The following is a 20,578-nucleotide window of genomic DNA, read 5'->3' on the forward strand; positions in this document are numbered from 1 at the left end:
AAGCCGGCGTTGCAAATCAGCTGGTCACCGAAGGCCAGATCCTGACTAGCGACCTTGATACAGGCGAAGCCGCGGATCATACCTTCAGCTTTGCCGAAGGGCAGACCGGTGCAGGAACCTACGGCACTCTGGCTCTGAATGCAGACGGCAGCTGGAAATATGTTGCTGATGACGCAGGTGTGCAGGGTCTTGGCGAAGACGATACGCATGTTGAGAAATTCAATGTGCAGGTATCTGACGGTCACGGCGGCACCGAGGTTCAGACCATTGAGGTGACCATAAACGGCACCAACGATGCTCCAGTAGTCGCAGATTTTTCTTACACTGAGAGTAACGTTGGCAATCTAGGGCTTTCTGGTAAGTTCTTTGCGTATGATAACGCTGCTGATGGCGCTTCAGTTGATAATCAGTGGAATTACAATACTGCGTTGGAAAATGCACTTAAACACATCGATAGCCATACTCCTGATGCTACTTTTATTGCAAACACCATAGACTTTGCAGCGGATGATGGGACGCTCAATTCTTTTGAAGAGCTTCAAGATTTCATTGGAAGTCAAGGGCACTCCGTAGTTGAAATTGGTGATGGTGGTTTTAGTGGCGCGGATCGCGGGATTATGCAGATGGAAGGTGCGGTTAAGCTTGAAGCAGGCATGCATCAATTTAAAGTTTATTCTGATGATGGCTTCCAGATTAAAATTGACGGTGAAATAGTTGGGGCCCACACAACAGATCGAGCTCCAGGTACTACATTAGTAGATTTTTCGGTAGAAAACGGTGGGTATCATACTATTGAGATTGTCTACTGGGATCAAGGCGGCCGATACGTTTTACAGATTGAAGATTCTGTTTCTACTGATGGAGGCACGAGCTGGAGCGATTTTACCCCCCTAGCTGGGAATGACCTTGTTCAAGATGCAAACGGCCAACTTCAGGGTGCAGTGACAGAAGATGTTGCCTCCAGTATCTCAGGAACGTTGACTTTTACTGACATTGATGCTGGTGACGAAGGCAATGCCGAAGTCGCAGGCTCTGGTAACTTGACCTATGCAGTTTCCGACGATGGTGTGGGTGAGTACGGCTCGCTGACCTACAATGAAGGCACAGGCGAGTGGATCTACACATTGGCAGAAGGAAGCGAACAGCAGCTTGACGCCGGTGTGAACGGCACAGAAGTTTTCACAATAACAGCGACCGACGGTGCTGGTGAATCCGTTTCCCAAACGATCACCGTGATCGTGACCGGTACGAATGATGCGCCAGTGGTGGCAGAAGCTTCCACAGCAGACGGCACCCCTTTTGATGCAGACGGCAACCTTCAGGGTGCAGTGACAGAAGATGCTGCCTCCAGTATCTCAGGAACGTTGACCTTTACTGACATTGATGCTGGTGACGAAGGCAATGCCGAAGTCGCAGGCTCTGGTAACTTGACCTATGCAGTTTCCGACGATGGTGTGGGTGAGTACGGCTCGCTGACCTACGATGAAGGCACAGGCGAGTGGATCTACACATTGGCAGAAGGAAGCGAACAGCAGCTTGACGCTGGTGTGAACGGTACAGAAGTTTTCACAATCACCGCGACCGATGCTGCTGGCGAATCCGTTTCCCAAACCATCACCGTGACCGTGAACGGTACGAATGATGCGCCAGTGGTGGCAGAAGCTTCCACAGCAGACGGCACCCCTTTTGATGCAGACGGCAACCTTCAGGGTGCAGTGACAGAAGATGCTGCCTCCAGTGTCTCTGGAACGTTGACCTTCACAGACATTGATACTGGAGACGAGGGCAATGCCGAAGTCACAGGTTCTGGTAACTTGACCTACTCAGTATCCGACAATGGTGTGGGTGAGTACGGCTCGCTGACCTACGATGAAGCAACTGGTGAATGGGCATACACGCTGACAGAAGGAACCGAACAGCAGCTTGACGCTGGTGTGAACGGTACAGAAGTTTTCACAATCACCGCGACCGACGCTGCTGGCGAATCCGTTTCCCAAACCATCACCGTGACCGTGAACGGTACGAATGATGCGCCTGTAGTGGCAGAAGCTACCAACTCCGAAACGGGACAAACTTTTGCTGATGGACAAGACATTACTGGCACCGTAACAGAAACTGGTCATTGGAACGCTGGTGACGACTCTGCCACTGGAACACTGACCTTTACCGATCCCGATGGGAAAGATGAAGGGAATGCTGAAGTTGAGGGCAGTGGGTCACTGACATATGAAGTTTCTTCAGATTTAAATACATCCTCATCTGATTTGTACGATCAAAATGATTCTCAGAATAATGATACTTCGCTAGAGGTTGTCGGTAAGTACGGTAATCTGACCTATGATACTGAGAATGGGACTTGGACTTACACTCTCGATAATGACCGTGAGGCGACCAAAGAACTAGTTGATGGTCAGGAAGTTCATGAATCCTTTACTGTGGTTGCCACAGATGACGCTGGTGCATCTGTCGAAAAGGTCATTGACATTGATGTTAACGGCAGTACCGATTTGACAGAATACACGTTGACCTTTGAAGGACAACAAGCTTCGTGGACTAATGCTCTGGTTGTAGCTGTTACATACCCAGATGGTACAACTGAGTTTGTAGCTCCAGGTGTCAATTCAGATTCGGATAGTTGGTTGACTTCTGATTGGAGTAACTCCAAAGATATCGATGAAGGTTCAACTCTTCAATTTACTGTTCGCGAAGACGCTACCGTTGAGTACTTCTTGATACCTAAAGTCACAGAGGACAAATTGGACTCTATGACTTACGAAGATGGCAGCGTTAAGTACACCAAGGAAAATGGTGATACGGTAGATGCTGTATCGAATATGAAAGTTCCGGGTGAAGAGTATGGCACTACAGATTCAACGACCTATCGTTTCGAAGATGGTGGTGGTACAGATTACAACGATTTTGTCTTCAGTGAAGATAAGCAAGATGCAGATTTTACTTTGTACGGCACCACGAAAGCAGACATTCTTCATGGAACAACTGAAGCAGATGTTCTGAATGGTGGCCCTGAGTTGGGTGGTGTTGAGTCTAGTGAATTATTGCCAGATGGAAGCTTTGATGCTCTTGGTGCTGACTCTGATGTGCGTTCCCGTCCCACTAATGGAAGCGAAAATGCAGATCTTAACTCAAATGGTTGGAGCACAGAATCTTCACTTGAAGTTTGGCACAGAGGTGACGGAGAAGATCGGAATTACTTTGTTGAGCTAGACTCCAATACTCATAAGGGTAGTAATCATAATTATCGTGAAAGTGATTTGTCTCGTGATATCGCAACAGAAGCAGGTCAAGAGTACACCTTAAGTTTTAAAGCCGCCGCACGTGACTCTGGCGAAAATATGTACGTGATAATTGATGGCCAGGAATATGAAGTAAGTCCTAGCGATTATCAGAACAATGACAGTAGTGACTGGGATACGTACTCAATTACGTTTACTGCAAAAGATAGTTCGACCCATATTACGTTGGGACAGCACGGTTCTCAAAATACAGGACAGCACCATGTCGGTATCTTAGTTGATGATATCGCAGTGACGACAGGTGATGCTGGTGATGAGCTGTATGGTCATGCCGGAAACGATACGCTGAATGGTGGTCTTGGTGATGACCTTTTGGTAGGCGGTGCGGGTGCCGATACTCTCATGGGCGGAGAAGGCTTTGATACAGCTTCTTACGCAGGCGACAATGGTGGTGAGGGAATCACCATTGTGAAATCTGACGACGGACTCGCAATCTCTGGTGGTGATGCGACTGGTGATTCTATTGAGGGCGTTGAAGCATTAATTGGTACCGATCATCGGGATGTTATTACTTTAGATAATGCCTGGAAAGATATCGATGCTGGTAAAGGCATGGATGTGGTCGAAATTAATGATTCTGACGGTATTAACGGAGTGCACGTTGACCTTGGTGAAGGTGGAATAATCTCAGGGACAGGTTCTGGCGCTGAAATCGCTAAGTTTGTTTCTGACCAAGCGATTAATGCCACTGCAGATGGTGGAGCGGGCTTCGACTCTCTGGAAGTTGATAAAGAGGGAGCGCTTTCTGCTGTTATCACCACTGCAACGACTGATGGTGAAGGCTTTAACGCATTGGTTACAGCTGCAGACGGTACAGAGATACAAGGCGAAAATTTTGAGCAACTTAAATTTAATTCTGCATCACAGATTGATGTTACCATTAAAGACAATGTTGAGCATGTAGACCTGTATACTGCTGAGGACAAAGTTACTGAAACAACGATTACATCTGAATCAAATGTTGGCAAAATTAGCGTCACAACGGGTGATGAAGCTGACACCGTTACAATTCAGGATCAGGGCGGCAGCTTCGATAAAGAACTCGATCTCCATACTTGGATCGGTGATGATGAGGTTACCGTTTCAGGGAATAACGTCACTGGTTCCATTGATACTGGTGTAGGTGGTGATACGATTGATCTGTCTGGCGTTAACACCGGTGAAGTTACAGTTAATTCCGGAGACGACAGTGACACTATTTATGCAGGTGCAGCGCAAGAAATTATTAATGGTGGTGGCGCATCTGATACCGTAAGCTACGCAAAATCTGATGTCGGTGTGACAGTTGATCTCGTAGGAGAAAACAACGAAGGCACTGGCGATGCTCAGGGCGATTCGTATAATTCAATTGAAAGCTTCGTTGGTTCAGGGCAGGCAGATACGTTCTTTGCCGATATTGCTGATACTCACTCAGTTGATGGTGGCGCAGGAATTGATACTATAGATTACAGCCAGTCATATTCAGGTGTTAAGCTTGTTGCCAGTGGTTCAGATTGGTCTGTTAGTGAAAATGTTATCGGTGCAAGCATTACAGGAACTATTGAAGATTTCGAGAACTTCGTAGGTACTGATCAGGCTGACAGCGTGACCATGACAGGAGTTAACTCTAGTACTGTTGCTTTTAGTACTGGTGGTGGTGGTGACGATTTTGATCTGAGTGTTACGAACTCTGGAAACATTACTGTTGATGCAGGTGCTGGTGAGAACGATATTGCCCTTGCAGGAGTGAACTCTGGCAATTTCACAGTCTCCTCTGGTGTTGAAAATGACGATATTGATGTGAATATGGTGAATTCCGGTAACCTCACTATCAATGCTGGTGACGGAGACAATGACATTGATGTTGTTGCAACCAATTCCGGCAATCTTATAGTCAACACAGGTGTCGGTAGCGATACAATCAGTCTTGACGGAGTGAGCTCTGGCAATGCTACTATTAATAGTGGCAGCGGTGACGATGAAATTGATCTCACAGGAATGACTTCTGGAAGCGTTACGGTTAACGCTGGTGATGGAAGCGACACAATGCTTGCTGGCGCAGCCACGGAGACCTTTAACGGTGGCTCGGATGGCGCTTCAGGTGACACCGTTAGCTATGCTGCGTCAGAGAGTTCTGTAAATGTTGATTTGTCAGATGCAAACAATGATGGCATTGCCGATGTAAGCGGCAATGGTGGTGATGCGGCAGGTGATTCTTACTCCGGCATCGAAAATATTATTGGAACCGCGCATGCTGATACGTTAACTGGTAACTCCTCCAATAACGTCATTCATGGTGGAGATGGTGCTGAAGGTAGAAACTTAATTACCAATGGCGACTTCTCTGACTGGGGTTCTACCTCAGGTAGCAATCAAGGAATTCCAACTGGATGGACTGTCCCAGATGGAAAAATTGATGGGCGCGCTCATGACTATGTTGAAGTACAATCACCAGACGCTAATCCTAAGATAGACTATGGCAATTCATTGTCACAAAATATTAATACAGTGGAAGGTCATGAATACACATTGGCCTTTACTGTTCGCAACGATTCCAATTCAGCCGGACAAGATAATGAATTAAATGTCCATATTGGAAATGCCACTGGTGAAGACTTAGATGGTGGAACATATACTACAACCTCAACTACTTCTTCAGGATGGACGACTCATACTGTTACGTTTGTAGCTGGAGCAGGTGGTATGACCAGTATTTCCTTTGATCAAATTGGTGCCAGTCATGGTAACGAAGATCATTGGGGTATTTATTTGGATAATGTGTCAGTTGTTCCAAGCTTAGACGACACAATCCATGGCGGTGGTGGTGATGACATCATCAATGGCCAAAGCGGGAATGATCTCCTCTTCGGTGATGAAGGTGCTGACGTTATTAATGGTGGCATTGGAAATGACGTAATAGAAGGAGGATCAGGTACTGGTCTTCTCGGTGATACCATTAATGGTGGAACTGGCATTGATACCGCAAGCTACGAACATTCCGCCGCAGGTGTGACTGTTGATTTGTTAAACCACACAGCATCTGGTGGTGATGCCACAGGTGATACGCTTACTAGCATTGAGAACCTCATTGGTAGCGGTCAAGCTGATACCTTAATAGGTGATGCGCACGCTAACACTATTGACGGTGGTGCAGGTGCAGACACCATTCATGGTGGTGCCGGCAACGATGTGCTGTATGGCGGTGACGGTGCCGTAAGCTCTGACCTTGTGACTAATGGTGATTTTTCCACGTTTACGAATGGATCGTCTCATTATGGTGATCATCCAGAAGTGAATAGCGATGGAAATTGGAACAAGGGTGAGCTCATTGAGATTGGCAAAGAGAGTAATGGGAACTTTTTTGCAGAGGTTGATAACTACGGCCCTGAAAGGAACATAACTCAATCTATCGACACTGATTCTGATCACGAATATATTTTGACCTTTGACACCGAATGGTATGGTCGTGGTGAAAAGATGTTTTTGGATGTGGATGGAGATCATAAGCCTGAGTATATCGTAAAAGGACCAATTGAAGATGACTGGCAGCATCAGGCCTTGGTGTTTGATGGCCAAGGCGAGAATACTGTCCTTGATTTCTATCAGAAGAATAATTCAGATGGTAACCATGCGGATGGCGTACACATTGATAATGTATCTGTTGTTGAAGTTGACGACCATCTCTATGGAAATGAAGGTGAAGACGTCTTAAATGGTGGTGCAGGCAACGACATTTTAAATGGCGGAGCTGATGCAGACACCTTCTTGTTTACCGCTCATGATTTCCAAACTTCAAATGAAATTACAGTAATTGAAGACTTCAATCTTGATGAGAATGACACCTTGGATTTCCATGAGGTGCTTGGTGATGGCATATCCATTTCTCTAGATGACTCAAGCTCTTTTGAGACTTTGTACAATAAGGCAACGGACACAGCTGTTGTTAATTTGAATGTTTCAAATGGTGACGTTGAGTCTTCTCATATGATTGTATTTCAAGATATTACAAGTTCGGATGAGTACTACGATCTCATGAACCATGTGGAACAGATGATAAAATCAGGTTCGTAAGCTTTACTTAATAATTCAAAAGCCCCGTCCTTTCGGACGGGGCTTTTTTTGTATCGTAAATTTGATCACTAACGATTTAGTAAGGTAGCAAGAACTACTCGTATAACCAGCAGCGGACTTCTCGTTTTCCTTCCGGCTTGAGTAATGGCGGCTCTTGCTTTCTGCACTTGTCGAATGTGTGTTTGCAACGTTCGTTGAAACGACAGCCTGTGGGCTGAGCATAGAGAGGTGCGACTACTCCGGGGATTGTTTCTAGCATTCCTCTATGGATGGGAGTTCCTTTCTGAGGAATGGTCGGGATGGATCGGATGAGCCCTTGAGTATATGGGTGGAGAGGCTTGTTGAAAAGTTCTACAGTGCTTGCTTGTTCTACGACTCGTCCGCTGTACATTACAACGACATCGTCAGCGTTTTCTGCCACCAATCCGAGGTCATGAGTAATAAGAAGCAACGCAGTTCCAGTGTCGTCTGCAAGCTTGTGCATAAGATCTAAAATTTGTCCCTGAATGGTGACATCGAGAGCCGTTGTAGGTTCATCTGCGATAATTAGCTGAGGCGAACAGGCCAGAGCCATGGCGATAACTACTCGTTGGCGCATTCCGCCGCTGAGCTGATGTGGAAATTCTTTTGCTCGTTGGGCAGGAGATGGGATGCCCACTTGGTGAAGAAGTTCGATTGCACGGTTCAAAGCGGCTTTCTTTCCGAGTCCTTCATGCAGGCGTACAACTTCTGCGATTTGTTCTCCGATTTTGAAAACAGGATTCAACGAAGTCATCGGTTCCTGAAAGATCATGGAGATGGAATTACCGCGAATGCGTCGCATGTCTTTTTCTGAAAGGGCGAGCAAGTCCTGTCCGTCAAAGAGTACTTTTCCGCTTGTTATTTCTCCCGGAGGTGACGGGATAAGGCGCATGATGGAAAGCGACGTGACACTTTTACCACAACCTGATTCTCCAACGATACTTAATGACTGTCCAACATTGATAGAGAAGCTTACGTTGTCTACAGCGGTAAGTTTGCCATGTGTTGTTGTGTCAAAAACAGTTGTTAAACCTTGAACAGTAAGCAACGGGGGCATATTGAGTCCTGGTGGTAAAGTTACTTGAGAAGTGGGCACGTACATTGACTCGATGAGCTCGAGTATTATTTATAGTTTCTACCTATTGCGATTTTAGCAAAAATTGTGAGTTGTCTCACAGTTTGTCGAAAAACCAACTGGTATGCTTCATCCTAGAATACGGTTTGAAACAGGCTGGGGCAAGGAGTCTTTCTCTATTGCGTTTTGCAGTTGCTGATCTCTCTTTTGGATCGGTTAACCTCTTAATCGGGACGATTGCCTGATCCAGTTGAAAATAATTTTCAATTACATTCTCAATGTCCTTGACAATCATTTTCAATTTGCATAATCACTAGACATACGTTTTGGAGGGGTCACATATGCCATGTTGTAAACGCAAGCATAAATTGAATTCTTTACCTGCTGGTTGCAAAGCTCGAATTAAAGGTTTTTGTTCTGAGCCGAAGCTGAGAGGTAGACTCTGCGCGCTGGGTTTAACTCCGGGCACGGTTGTTGAAGTATGTGCACCGTGCAGCTTTAGAGTAAAGGATTGTCTGCTCACTTTGGGTGATGACATTGCATGTAGCTTGGAATGTGAACCTTTAGAGAACGAACAGATTCAAGAGCGTACACAGACTGTGGGCACACTATAGCAGTTCTGTGAGTTTATAATTAGATAAGCAACCGGCAAGAGAATTCTCTTGTTGTTGCTGCGCAAAGCGCCTTCGGGGCGGCTTTGTAAAAGCAACAAGCGTTGTTAGTCGATGAATAATCGGAGGTGTCCTATGATGGATGCTATTATTGTTGCAGCGATAATCGCTGTTGCAGCTGGTTATCTTATTCGCCGTTTCATGAAGAAAGGTGCATCCGGAGGCTGTGGTTGCGGAAGCGATTGCGGAGGATGCAGTTCATCAAACGGTTCTATTTCGAAAGATATTAAATCAAGCTGCGATTGCTCTTCACACAAAGAGCAATAAAGTACTGAGGGTCCGATAGTGTGCGAACACGGCACACTTTTTTTACCGGATCTAATTGATAGAGATTTTCAATTTCATAAAGGGTGGTCAGAATGTCGAATGCAATGCCTATGCGGGAATTAAAAGTAGGGGAAAAGGCTAAAGTGGTTGCAATTACTGCAATTGGAGAGCTCGGTCGTCGAATTCGTGATATGGGACTTGTTCCTGGAGCTGAGCTTGAGGTTGTGGGGCGTGCACCATTGAAGGATCCAGTTGCGCTGCGTCTTACTGGCTTTACACTTTCCCTGCGTAATAATGAAGCTGACTACATTGCTGTAGAACGCGTCTAAAAAAATATCTGCCACAAAATTTCTGTATACGAGGAATGTTTCATGTCTAAAGAGATTAAAGTTGCTCTTGCCGGTAACCCTAACTCCGGTAAGACGACAGCGTTTAACGCTATTACTGGTGCGCGTCAGCATGTAGGTAACTATCCGGGTATTACTGTTGATAAGAAAGAAGGTTTCACCACTGTTGGTGACAGCAAAATTCACCTTATCGACCTTCCGGGAACTTACTCCCTTACTGCGTACACAATGGAAGAAATTGTAGCGCGTAACGTTGTTGCTGATCAGCGTCCGGATGTTGTTATTGATGTTCTCAACGCTGGCGCTCTTGAACGTAACCTTTACCTTGCAATCCAGTTGATGGAAATGGGTGCTCCGCTTGTTCTTGCTCTGAACATGATGGATGAAGCAAACAAGCAAGGTATGAAGATTGATATTGATCTGCTTTCTGATCTGCTGAACGTGCCGGTTGTTGAAACTGTTGCACGTACCGGTGATGGTATTCCGAGTTTGCTGGATGCCACCATTAAATGCGCAGCTGAGAATCAGGGTAAGAAGTGGGAGCCTCTTTTAATCTCCTACGGTCCAGACCTTGATCCGGCTTTAGATAAGTTGGTTGCTCTTATTGAAAAGAACAGCGTTCTTACTGACCGTTATCCATCCCGTTGGACAGCTATTAAGTATCTTGAAAGTGATGAAGAAATTATTCAGCTTGGTCGTGAAACCAGCGCTGTTTCTGCAGAACTCGAACAGATAGTTAAAAGTGTAGCAAAACATCTGGAAAGCACTCTCGCAACATATCCTGAAGCTGTTATTGCGGATTACCGCTACGGCTATATTACTTCCCTTATTCGTCAGGGTGTTGTGACTCGTCTTGATTCAGCTGCAGATCGCGTTGTTGTCTCAGACAAAATTGATAGTGTTATTACACATCGATTCCTTGGCCCGCTCATTATGTTCAGTATTATGTACTTGATTTATCAGATTACATTTACTTTTAGTGAAGTGCCTGTTGGCTGGTTTGAAAGTTTCTTTGGCTGGATTGGCGGAGTTGCAGAAGCCAACATGGCTGACGGCTTACTTAAATCTTTGGTTATTTCCGGCATTATTGATGGTGTGGGCGGCGTAATGGGCTTTGTTCCGCTTATTATGTTTATGTTCCTCCAGATCGCAGTTCTCGAAGATTCCGGTTACATGGCGCGTGTTGCATACATGCTTGACCGCGTCTTCCGTTTCTTCGGTTTGCACGGTTGTTCCGTAATGCCTTTCATCGTATCTGGCGGTATCGCAGGTGGTTGTGCTGTTCCGGGTGTAATGGCTGCACGTACCTTACGTAGCCCTAAAGAGAAGCTTGCTACGCTTATCACTGCTCCTTTCATGGCTTGCGGTGCTAAGCTTCCAGTATTCCTTCTCTTTGTAGGCGTATTTTTTGAAGAAAATCAGGCGATGGTCATGTTCCTGCTCACTATGGCAGCATGGGCTTGTGCCTTGATTGTTTCAAAAATTCTTCGTCATACCGTTATTAAAGGTGAATCTACTCCGTTCGTAATGGAACTTCCTCCGTACCGCTTCCCAACTATGCGTGGCCTTTTCATTCACACTTGGGAACGTACATGGCAGTACATTAAGAAAGCCGGTACCGTAATTCTTGCTATCTCCGTTCTTATCTGGGCAGCAATGACTTTCCCGAACCTTCCGGCAGAACAGGTTGCAGCATTTGATGCGCAGAAGACTGTTGTTCAGGAACAGATTGATTCTGCTACCGCTACAGGTTCACCAGTTGCAGAGCTTGAAGAAAAACTTCAGATTGTTGAAAACGCAGAAGCTGAAGCAACCCTTAAAAACTCTTACGCAGGTACAATCGGTGTTGCACTGGAACCTGTAATGAGTCCGGCTGGCTTTGACTGGCGTACAAACATTGCGCTTGTAGGTGGTTTCGCAGCGAAAGAAGTTATCGTATCTACTCTTGGTACTGCGTACTCTCTCGGTGATGTTGATCCGGAAGATGCAGCACCGCTTGCGGAACGTATTGCACAGGACCCTAACTGGACTCCTAGTACTGCAATCGCATTCCTCCTCTTTGTACTTCTTTACGCACCGTGTTTTGTAACAGTTGTTGCAATTAAGCAGGAAGCAAACTCATGGAAATGGGCAATCTTCTCTGTCGTATTCAACACCGGACTTGCATACGCAGTGGCTGTCTCTGTAGTTCAGATTGGTAAGCTGCTATAAAAAGCATCTCGCAGAATAAAAAAACCCCGTTCGATTTAGGTCGAGCGGGGCTTTTTTATGTTCTTTGAAATGCAGTGTGAACAACAATTAAAATGAACATTTTGGTGTGGCTGATTACAGTTCGCAACAAAAAAGCCCACGTTACAATAACGCGGGCTTTTTTTATTCGAATGAAATCAGATTAAACGATTTCAACGAGTTCGATTTCGAAGGTAAGGTCTTTACCAGCGAGCGGGTGGTTAGCATCAAGGGTAATGCCATCTTCTTTCACAGCAGTAATAACTACTTCCATTACTCCACCTTCGGATTCGAGCTGCAAGAGCATGCCGATTTCCGGAGTGATGTGTTCAGGCACTTGATCACTGGCAACGTCAATGACCATTTCGTCATTGCGCTGACCGTAAGCTTCGTCTGCAGGAATAGTAACTTTAGTAGCGTCACCAACACCCATACCTACAACAGCTTTTTCGAAACCAGCGATAAGCATATCTGAACCAAGAGTAAATTCAAGAGGTTCGCGCTCGCGAGAGGAATCGAAAACAGTGCCGTCTTCAAGAGTACCAGTGTAGTGAACTTTTACTGAATCGCCGTCTTTGACCTGTGCCATGGAGGTCTCCTTGTTAAAAATGTGGTATGATACGATGGCTGTTCACTCTTTGAAAGTCAATTCTTATTTAAAGGACAGCATGATGTGTAAGGGAATGATATTTTGCTCATGGACATATTTCAATGCATGGAATACGGAGCCAGAAAGTAGATTTATGATAACGTATCGCATTGCTGTTCCCTTTCATATAGAACAGGACTACTAGAAGTAACAAGCCTTGATAATCGTTTATGCTTTTACTAAACGGAACTGCATAACACTTTGAATAGAGTTGTTGCCAGTATCATAAATAAGTTAAAAAAATACTCTCGAATACTTGACCGGTATCGAAATCTGAAATAGTAGTACTTGTAAGAACTACGCAGGAGAATAGATGGAACTCATTCAGGCATTGAAGAAATTTGGTTTTACCCAGCAAGAGTCGCTAATGTACGTAACTCTTTGTAAAATGGGTGCCATGACAGGGTACGAAGCCGCAAAAGTTTCCGGTATCTCCCGCTCCAATGCATACGCTGCGTTGTCCAGCCTTGTTGAAAAAGGCGGGGCTATTGTTTCTTCCGAGGATTCCAGCAAATACACTGCAATCCCGCGTGAAGAACTTATTTTGAACCTGCGTCGCTCTTGTGAGTCGACATTAGGGTTCCTAGAAGAAAATTTACCGGAACAGGAAGAAGAAGAAGCACCATATCTTACCATTTCCGGTTATGGAAATACCCTCGATAAGATGCGGAATATGATTCTGCTGGCAAAAGGGTGGGTGTATCTTTCTGTTTCAGCTTCAACAGTGAAATTGCTTACGTCCGACTTGGAGAACTGTATCAAGCGCGGATTGAAAGTTGTAATTTTATCTGATGAGGACCCGCACCTCACCGGCGTTGTGTTTATGCATAACGAAGCACCGGCAGAGAATGTGCGTATTATCGCTGATACCAGCGAAGTTATAGTGGGCACGCTCGAAGTAAGCAGAGGGCAGTGTCTCTATTCAAAAAACAAGCACCTCGTATCGTTAATGCGCGAAGCTCTCTTGAACGAGATCGAGCTCATTAAAATACGCGGAATATAATCAGGAGATTTCGGCATGAGCAATGTACGCTCCAGCTACACTGACAGTGTAAACTTTTACGGTAATACCACTCCAATGGAACTTGTTAAAACATTCGGCAGCCCGCTGTATGTCTACAACGAGAACGTGTTACGTACACGTTGCCGCGAAGTTCAGGCGCTTTCTGACAATCCAGCCTTTACACCAAACTATTCTGCGAAAGCGAATACGAATATTCACCTCCTCAAGGTTGTCCAAGAGGAAGGAATGGTTGTGGACGCTATGTCTCCGGGCGAAATTGTCATGAACCTTGCCGCCGGATTTAAGCCGGAACAGATCTTGTTCATTTCCAATAACGTCTCTGCTGAAGAGCTCCAGTACGCCATCGATAGAGGTGTATATGTGAGTGTAGATTCTCTCTCCCAATTGGATCTGTATGGGCAGCTGAATCCTGGCGGCAAGGTTGTTATCCGCTTTAACCCGGGCATTGGTGCCGGTCACCACGCTAAAGTTATTACTGGTGGTAAACACACCAAGTTCGGTGTTGATCCTGCAGAAGCAGATACCCTTCGCGCTACTTTGGCACGTCACAACCTCACATTGTGTGGTGTGAACATGCACATCGGTTCTCTTTTCATGGAGCCTGATGGATACCTTGAAGCAATGAACGTATTACTTTCTATTGCTAAAGAGTGGATCACTGAAGACAACGCGCTTGAGATCATCGATTTTGGCGGCGGTTTCGGTATCCCGTATCACAAGTATGAAGGTGAACAGCGTCTTGATCTTGCCAAGCTTGGTGAAGCATTTAATGCCACCATTACAAAATTTGCTGAAGACACAGGCTACACAGGTCGCTTTATGTGTGAGCCGGGTCGTTACATTGCAGCAGAGTGCGGCGTTTTGCTCGGCACTTGTTACAGCGTAAAGAACAACGGTGAAAAACGCTTCGCCGGTACTGATCTTGGCTTTAACCAGCTTTTGCGCCCAGCTATGTATGATTCATTCCATGATGTGGAAATTTACCGCGACGGTGGTAGCGAAGTAACCGAAACAATGGAGCAGTCTATTGTAGGTAACATTTGCGAATCCGGTGATATTATGGCGAAAGATCGTCAGCTTCCTGAAATTGCAGAAGGCGACGTTGTCGCAATGCTCGACGCAGGTGCATACGGCTATGTAATGGCATCCCCGTACAACCAGCGCCCGCGTCCTGCAGAAGTTCTTATTCAGGCAAACGGTGAAGCACGTATTATCCGTCGTCGCGAAACGCTGAACGATATGTTGAACATGTACCCTGAAGCGGATGCATTGCTCAGCGAATTCGGCGAATAGTTTTTTACTGAAGATGTTACTCCGCCAGTGTGTTGTTCATATATTTTATGAACGGCGATAGGTAAGACACTCACGGAGTAACGAAGGTACGACATTGTTGGCTGGTTTGCTGCGCTCTATCAGTAAACCTAGCCAACGATCCTTTCGAAGAGGTTGATTGCCTCTTCCGGAGGGTTTGAAAAGTCTTCAATATGCGGAATACAACCGCATACAGAATAGTTCGAAAATGTGGAGATTGCCTCCATGTTTTCCTGCAGCATCGCCTGTGGTGTACGGTGTTCCTTGTTATTCACAAACACTATCCCTGCCGGTTGAACGCCTCGGTGATGCAACGCCTCAATGGAAAGAAGCGTGTGGTTGATTGTACCAAGTCCGGCTCGTGCAACGAGTATGGGCTTGATACCGAACTGCTCGACAGCCATTTGCACCATGTCCGCCAACATGTGTGTGCGGCTGAACGGCACAAGAAGTCCTCCAGCCGCTTCGACCACCAGGGTTTTATTTTTACGCAAATATGCCAGTTTGTGTAGAAGGTCTTCCACTTCTACGCTGCTCTGTTCATCACGGGCAGCGTAGAATGGAGCCTTGGGAGCGTTAAAGCAGACTCCGGTAGCATCAGCAGCGGTCTGATGTAACTCCGGACAATATTTAAGAACGAAGCTCGCGTCCGCGCCTGCATCGTTCGGGGTCAGGCAGCCTGTTTGCACTGGTTTCCAATAGTAAGGCGTGTGCCCCGTCTTTATCAGAAACCGCATTAGCATCAGGGAAGCAACTGTCTTACCCACATCGGTATCTGTACCGACGACGAAAAATGACGGATTAGGTTCTGTCATACCATCCCCTGATACTGCTGACGAATGTGTGTACGTCCGCAGTACTGTGCAAGGCTGTCATGCTCACTCGTATGACAGCTTTGTTCATTGGTACGGTCGGATAACGCGATGCAAAAGCAAGCACACCATCTTCCCGCATTTTTTCCGCAATTTCTGCGGCTTTTGCTTCATCACCAATCTCAATAGAAACTATATGCGCATCACCTTGAATGGTGAATCCTGCATCCTCCAATTCTGAACGGAGAAACGCACTGACTAATGCCAGATGTTCGCGTTCCGGTTCTCTTGTGGGTAGTTTTTTGAGTAACGCAGCAGCTGCGGCTGCGTGTGCTTCCGGCATCGCTGTAGAATAGATTACAGGCGATGAGAAGTTATGGAAAAATTCTTTAAAACCTTCAGGCATAAGTATAAATGCGCCGAACATGCCGAACGCTTTGCCAAAGGTTCCAACTGCTATATCGGTACAGTCGCGGCTAATACCCGTACCATTGTTGCCGAGCGCTCCAAATGAATGCGCTTCGTCCACCACGCCAAAGAAATTGTGTTTTTTGCGTAATGCAGCAAACTCGTCTGTTTTTAACAAATCCCCATCCATGCTGAAGAGAGATTCTGTGAGTACAACAGGGTTTTCTGCACGAGCAGCAGTCAGCTTTCTATCAAGTTGTGCAAGGTCGCTATGAGCAAATCCTTTCAACGCGCTTCCTGTCTGCGCAAGTCCTTGCGCCATGCTTGCGTGGATTCGTTTGTCGTAGAATAAGGTCTCTGCAGGCGAGCAGAGCCCCCATACGACTGCAAGATTTGCCTGATAGCCGCTTGGAAGGAATATGGCCTCGTCGTATCCAAAAAATTCTGCGAATTGACGTTCTACATCTTCTGTGAATCCACCATGCCCTGTGACCAGACGCGATGAAGTACCGGATGAAGAGTGCGCTGCAAAGCATTCACCAAGTGTTTTCTGCCAGCTGGTATCTTGTGATAGCCCGAGGTAGTCGTTGGATGCAAAGTTGATGAGTTTCTTGCCATCAACAAGAACACGGCTGCCAATCTGCTTATCTATTGTTATGGGATTTCGGTGTAATCCGGAACTTTTTTGAACCGCGATGGAACGTTTTAGGCGTTCTTTAACCATTGAAATAACTCTCTGTAATGGGTTGTAAGGGAGTCTTTCGCGAACTGTATACCAAACTCAGTACTTCCAAAGAGAAATGAGCCTTCAAGCGCCATGTCTCCGCAGGTAAAAGAAATATCGTAGGCCGCTGTAGAATCTGTCATAGCTGTTTGTACGACGGTTGTTGTGCCGCAGCCTGAAAATGTTTCCACAGGCAGCAAGGGAGATTGCTGAACAGATAGCAAGAAGGCGTGGCGTGAAAATTCCATGCATTTTCTGAAATGCAGCCCACTGGTTTGTGCCATGGCTTCCAAAGCAAGATATGCAGGAGCGTCTGAAAAGTTTTTTTCAGCCGTAAGAGTTTGGGCAGCATAGTGTGTGACTCTATCCAGCAGGATGAATCGCTCTACGCCAAAATGAATGGTTTTATTGTATTGCATTTATGACCAGAGACGCACAACGAGTGCACTGTTTTGACCGCCGAATCCAAAATTCTCCAGCAGGATAGTAGGAGGTATGGATGAGTCGGAAAGTTCCATCAAACCTGTCACGAAATTTATTTTGTCAGAGCACGGGGATGTGAGGTTGCGCACAGGGGGCACAATTTTTTTGTCGAGCAAAGCGAGAAGAATACCGAACTCTACAGCTCCCGACGCGGCAGTACAGTGCCCAATCCATGATTTAATAGCCGTAACGACTGGCTGGTGATCTTTGCCTGAATAGAACATACGCTCGATCATGGCGGCTTCCATTTGGTCGTTGAGCGGAGTAGAAGTGCCGTGCGCAGAGATGATATCAATATCCTCAGGCGTAAGCTGCGCTTCAGCGATCGCGGAACGAACGGCCTTTTCGGCATGAAGAGCCTTAGGGTGCGGTGCTGTCATGGTATGAGCATCCATCGTTGCGCCGTATCCACAAATTTCTGCGATGATGTGTGCACCGCGTTGCTGTGCGTGTTCCAGTGATTCCAGAACAAACATTGCTCCGCCTTCACCAGCAATAAAACCACTGCGCTCTGTATCAAACGGGCGACATGCTTCGCTCGGATTACCGCCTTTATTCCAGATGGCTTGTGCTTTTTTATATGCGAGCAAGCCACCGTGGGAAATACGGGAATCCCCACCGCCTGCAAATGCAATGGTCAGGTATCCATCTTTGATTTTCCGAAAGGCTTCGCCGATGGCTTGAGTAGAAGCAGAACATGCAGTGCCGATGGTTGAATTTTCACCATGTATGTGGAGAAATTGGCTTATGGCGCTTGCTGCCGTGTTTGGTAGATAGCGAAGCATCCAGAGGGCTGCCAGCTCTGCGCTGTCCATGTTGCCGTTTTCTACATTGGGGAAATCTGAACTGATATCAAAGTTCGGCCCCATTCCGCAAAAGAGACCGGCATCTTCCAGTAGATCTGCAGTTGCGCTACAATCTTCAGCGGCACGAATGGCTGCAGAAAGTGCAAACTGCGCACCGCGCGACAAATATTTTTTATTTTTCCAACGACCGGTAACAGCTGCGAGATCGAAGTCTGGAATAGGGCAGTCAACACACCCTTCAAAGTCATGAGAAGAGCTAAAGTTTGGCGCATTATGTCGAACAGAACTCGTGATTTCTTCAGGAGTACTGCCTAGTGATGTAATATACCCTGCGCCTGTTATGACGACTCGATTACGCATACCGGCTCCTTATGCACGTTTGGCATGTTCCACGTACGCAACAATATCGCGTACCTGAAGAACAGGCCCTTCGTTGATGGTGTGCAACATTTCATCAACACGAGCAGGTGTCAGATGCGGGTAGATGCTCACAAGGTGTGTTGCTGGAACAAGTCCTTTGTCATTCGCTTCTGCAATATGCATCCGGAATGATTTTAAGAATACAGTCTCATCTTGTACAGAAATGCCGCATTCTTTTGTCAGTCCCACACCGTATTCCATCAGATCAATGGATTCTGTTGGAAGGTCGCGCAGAACGTAGGTTTCAAAATTTACTTCTTCCGGCTCTACTTCGAGAACATCTGTAATAATTGTCTGTACCTGATTAAAAATGGACATCTCAAAATCCTTATTTACAAGCGGTCAAGCCGCCATCCATTGTAATAGAAGTGCCGTTAATCATCCGTGCATCATCGCTAAGTAAAAATGCCACAGTCCAAGCGGCTTCGCCCGAAGAAACAGCACGTTTAGCAGGGCTGCGCGTTACAGCCTGTGGGTTGTTTTCGATAAATTTGTTGCCTCTGCCACTCTGCACATATCCAAGTCGCAACGAGCAACTTGTCACACCGCGTCCGCCAAGCTCAACGCCAAGGTTCTGATACAGAGCCTCGCCCGCAAGCTTAGATGCTGCGTAAAATCCTTGTCCCGAGTTCGGAAGCGCGGCAGCAGTTGAAGAAATAAACACACAGCGACCAAATCTGTTTGCCAACATCATTCTTGAAATATGTCGCAGGCAGATAGCCCTGCCGGTAATGTTGATTTCCATGTACTGGGCAATATCAGCAGGGTCAGCGCCTGCAATAAATGCTTCAAAGTCACTCTGCATGCAGTCCACAAGATAGTCGGGTGAATCGATGGTACCAAGCGCAGCATCAACAGTCGTCCCAGTGTCAAGAATAGCGCTTCGAGCAATCTTTTCTAAATTGAGTTCAAGTATAGTGGCAGCAGGAAAGGCTGATGTAATGCGGCTGATTCCATTTTCTGAACATGCAGAAAGGGTTAATCGGAGACCTGCGTCAGATAATATTTTTGCAACCGCCATTCCCAAGTCTGACGACGCGCCAAGGATACACGCATGGTTTCCCGAAAGCTGTATTGGAATGCTATGCATCTTTTTCTCCATCCCTCTGTACTAGTATCCGTCCCGTCACAGCCTTCTTTCCATCCTTCAACAACGTACAGGCAAAACCAAAAGGTTTTGGTTCAATGGAATACGCATACGCATCAGGCGTGACAAACAATTTGAAGCGAAACTTACTCACGCTCAACACCGCATCCGGCATACGCTCGCGCAGCACGCTTACAAAGCTATGAATGATAAGCGTACCCGGAATCACAGGGCTGTCTGGAAAATGATCCGCCAACGCTGGTTCGTCAGCAGGGAATGTAAATGTACCTGTAATGTGGTTCATCATGTTTCTTGTTTTGCCTCTGGTAAGCCTTCGGCGACTCTCCGAGGGGGAAGGGCTCTGCCCTCCACCCGCAAGGGGGACGCCCCCTTGACCGCGATTAGGGCTGACTTTTTTGTGCGGGTACACACAGGTTCTTAAGCTTATGAATACTCAACGGATTACTTAGTCATAATAAAAGTCTTTTGAAAGGTGGCTGTAGGATAGTCAGTTTATTCCGCCATCTCGGGACTCTTTGCCTCGAACTAAATGATGCCACGCTAGAATGCCCAAGATTGGTAGCCTTTATTAAGCTTTCCAACGTAGTAAAAAAACGGGCTGTACTCGCTAATAAAAGTTTTAGGAGATTCTTAAGAAGCCCTTTTCCAAAAGGGTTCTTAAGCCGCCGGAGGCACATTAAAAAACACCGCCGGAGGCATAAAAAAGATCTTTACTCTGTCACAGCTTTGATTGCTTCGGCTGTTGCATTGCAAAGCAGGTCAATTTCATCGAGCGTGATGCTGAGCGGCGGCATGAGTACTATGACGTCCCCGAGATTACGGATAATGACACCATGCTTGCGTGCTTCCATGCAGACTT

The 20,578-nt window shown here is 46.3% G+C and carries 16 protein-coding genes and 1 pseudogene; 7 read left to right on the forward strand and 10 right to left on the reverse strand.

The window, feature by feature from the left end; all coding sequences use genetic code 11:
- On the forward strand, window positions 1–7,364 hold a 7,364-nt coding region (locus tag MKHDV_RS17835), incomplete at its 5' end, for a VCBS domain-containing protein (RefSeq protein WP_160717739.1).
- Between the two features lie 94 nt (window positions 7,365–7,458).
- On the opposite strand, the gene MKHDV_RS17840 is transcribed toward MKHDV_RS17835, so the two are convergent.
- A complete protein-coding gene (locus MKHDV_RS17840) occupies window positions 7,459–8,442 on the reverse strand; it encodes an ABC transporter ATP-binding protein (protein WP_160717741.1) in 984 nt (327 codons plus the stop codon).
- A 359-nt stretch (window positions 8,443–8,801) separates the two neighbouring features.
- On the opposite strand from MKHDV_RS17840, the gene MKHDV_RS17845 reads away from it, so the two are divergent.
- The 4 genes from MKHDV_RS17845 (at window position 8,802) to feoB (ending at window position 11,956) form a co-directional block, all read left to right on the forward strand.
- Window positions 8,802–9,074, forward strand: a complete 273-nt coding sequence (locus tag MKHDV_RS17845; protein ID WP_160717743.1) for a FeoA family protein — start codon at window positions 8,802–8,804, stop codon at window positions 9,072–9,074.
- Between the two features lie 132 nt (window positions 9,075–9,206).
- Window positions 9,207–9,398 carry a FeoB-associated Cys-rich membrane protein gene (locus tag MKHDV_RS17850; protein ID WP_254060526.1) on the forward strand — a complete coding sequence of 64 codons (192 nt, stop codon included), beginning with the start codon at window positions 9,207–9,209 and terminating at the stop codon, window positions 9,396–9,398.
- Between the two features lie 92 nt (window positions 9,399–9,490).
- The gene (locus MKHDV_RS17855; RefSeq protein ID WP_160717745.1) at window positions 9,491–9,727 is read left to right on the forward strand and encodes a FeoA family protein; all 237 of its coding nucleotides are present in this window, start codon (window positions 9,491–9,493) and stop codon (window positions 9,725–9,727) included.
- A gap of 42 nt (window positions 9,728–9,769) precedes the next feature.
- The gene (feoB, locus tag MKHDV_RS17860) at window positions 9,770–11,956 is read left to right on the forward strand and encodes a ferrous iron transport protein B (protein ID WP_160717747.1); all 2,187 of its coding nucleotides are present in this window, start codon (window positions 9,770–9,772) and stop codon (window positions 11,954–11,956) included.
- A gap of 181 nt (window positions 11,957–12,137) precedes the next feature.
- Here feoB and MKHDV_RS17865 read toward each other — a convergent pair whose 3' ends face one another.
- Entirely contained in the window at window positions 12,138–12,563 is a 426-nt protein-coding gene (locus tag MKHDV_RS17865) for a peptidylprolyl isomerase (RefSeq protein WP_160717749.1), read from the reverse strand.
- A gap of 373 nt (window positions 12,564–12,936) precedes the next feature.
- On the opposite strand from MKHDV_RS17865, the gene MKHDV_RS17870 reads away from it, so the two are divergent.
- Together MKHDV_RS17870 and lysA are read left to right on the forward strand one after the other, a co-directional pair.
- A complete protein-coding gene (locus MKHDV_RS17870) occupies window positions 12,937–13,626 on the forward strand; it encodes a TrmB family transcriptional regulator (protein WP_160717751.1) in 690 nt (229 codons plus the stop codon).
- A 15-nt stretch (window positions 13,627–13,641) separates the two neighbouring features.
- Window positions 13,642–14,940 carry a diaminopimelate decarboxylase gene (lysA, locus tag MKHDV_RS17875; RefSeq protein ID WP_160717753.1) on the forward strand — a complete coding sequence of 433 codons (1,299 nt, stop codon included), beginning with the start codon at window positions 13,642–13,644 and terminating at the stop codon, window positions 14,938–14,940.
- A gap of 128 nt (window positions 14,941–15,068) precedes the next feature.
- Here lysA and bioD read toward each other — a convergent pair whose 3' ends face one another.
- The 8 genes and pseudogenes from bioD to MKHDV_RS19295 all read right to left on the reverse strand — a co-directional run.
- A complete protein-coding gene (gene bioD / locus MKHDV_RS17880; protein ID WP_160717755.1) occupies window positions 15,069–15,773 on the reverse strand; it encodes a dethiobiotin synthase in 705 nt (234 codons plus the stop codon).
- Window positions 15,760–16,902: an aminotransferase class I/II-fold pyridoxal phosphate-dependent enzyme gene (locus MKHDV_RS17885; protein ID WP_160717757.1), complete on the reverse strand. Its 1,143-nt coding sequence runs from the start codon at window positions 16,900–16,902 to the stop codon at window positions 15,760–15,762. The genes bioD and MKHDV_RS17885 overlap by 14 nt, the downstream gene beginning before the upstream one ends.
- Entirely contained in the window at window positions 16,884–17,321 is a 438-nt protein-coding gene (locus tag MKHDV_RS17890) for a hypothetical protein (protein WP_160717759.1), read from the reverse strand. Before MKHDV_RS17890 ends, MKHDV_RS17885 begins: the two co-directional genes overlap by 19 nt.
- The gene (locus MKHDV_RS17895) at window positions 17,322–18,551 is read right to left on the reverse strand and encodes a beta-ketoacyl-[acyl-carrier-protein] synthase family protein (RefSeq protein ID WP_160717761.1); all 1,230 of its coding nucleotides are present in this window, start codon (window positions 18,549–18,551) and stop codon (window positions 17,322–17,324) included.
- Between the two features lie 9 nt (window positions 18,552–18,560).
- On the reverse strand, window positions 18,561–18,929 hold the full coding sequence (locus MKHDV_RS17900; RefSeq protein WP_160717763.1) for an acyl carrier protein: 369 nt from the start codon (window positions 18,927–18,929) through the stop codon (window positions 18,561–18,563).
- A 10-nt stretch (window positions 18,930–18,939) separates the two neighbouring features.
- Window positions 18,940–19,701 (reverse strand): SDR family NAD(P)-dependent oxidoreductase, encoded by a 762-nt coding sequence (locus MKHDV_RS17905; RefSeq protein WP_160717765.1) that lies wholly within the window; start codon window positions 19,699–19,701, stop codon window positions 18,940–18,942.
- Window positions 19,694–20,002, reverse strand: coding sequence for a hypothetical protein (locus tag MKHDV_RS17910; protein WP_160717767.1), 309 nt, complete (start codon window positions 20,000–20,002; stop codon window positions 19,694–19,696). Before MKHDV_RS17910 ends, MKHDV_RS17905 begins: the two co-directional genes overlap by 8 nt.
- 427 nt (window positions 20,003–20,429) lie before the next feature.
- A pseudogene (locus MKHDV_RS19295) lies at window positions 20,430–20,578 on the reverse strand (adenosylmethionine--8-amino-7-oxononanoate transaminase); the annotation flags it as partial.

The sequence above is a fragment of the Halodesulfovibrio sp. MK-HDV genome (assembly GCF_009914765.1).
Lineage (GTDB): Bacteria > Desulfobacterota > Desulfovibrionia > Desulfovibrionales > Desulfovibrionaceae > Halodesulfovibrio.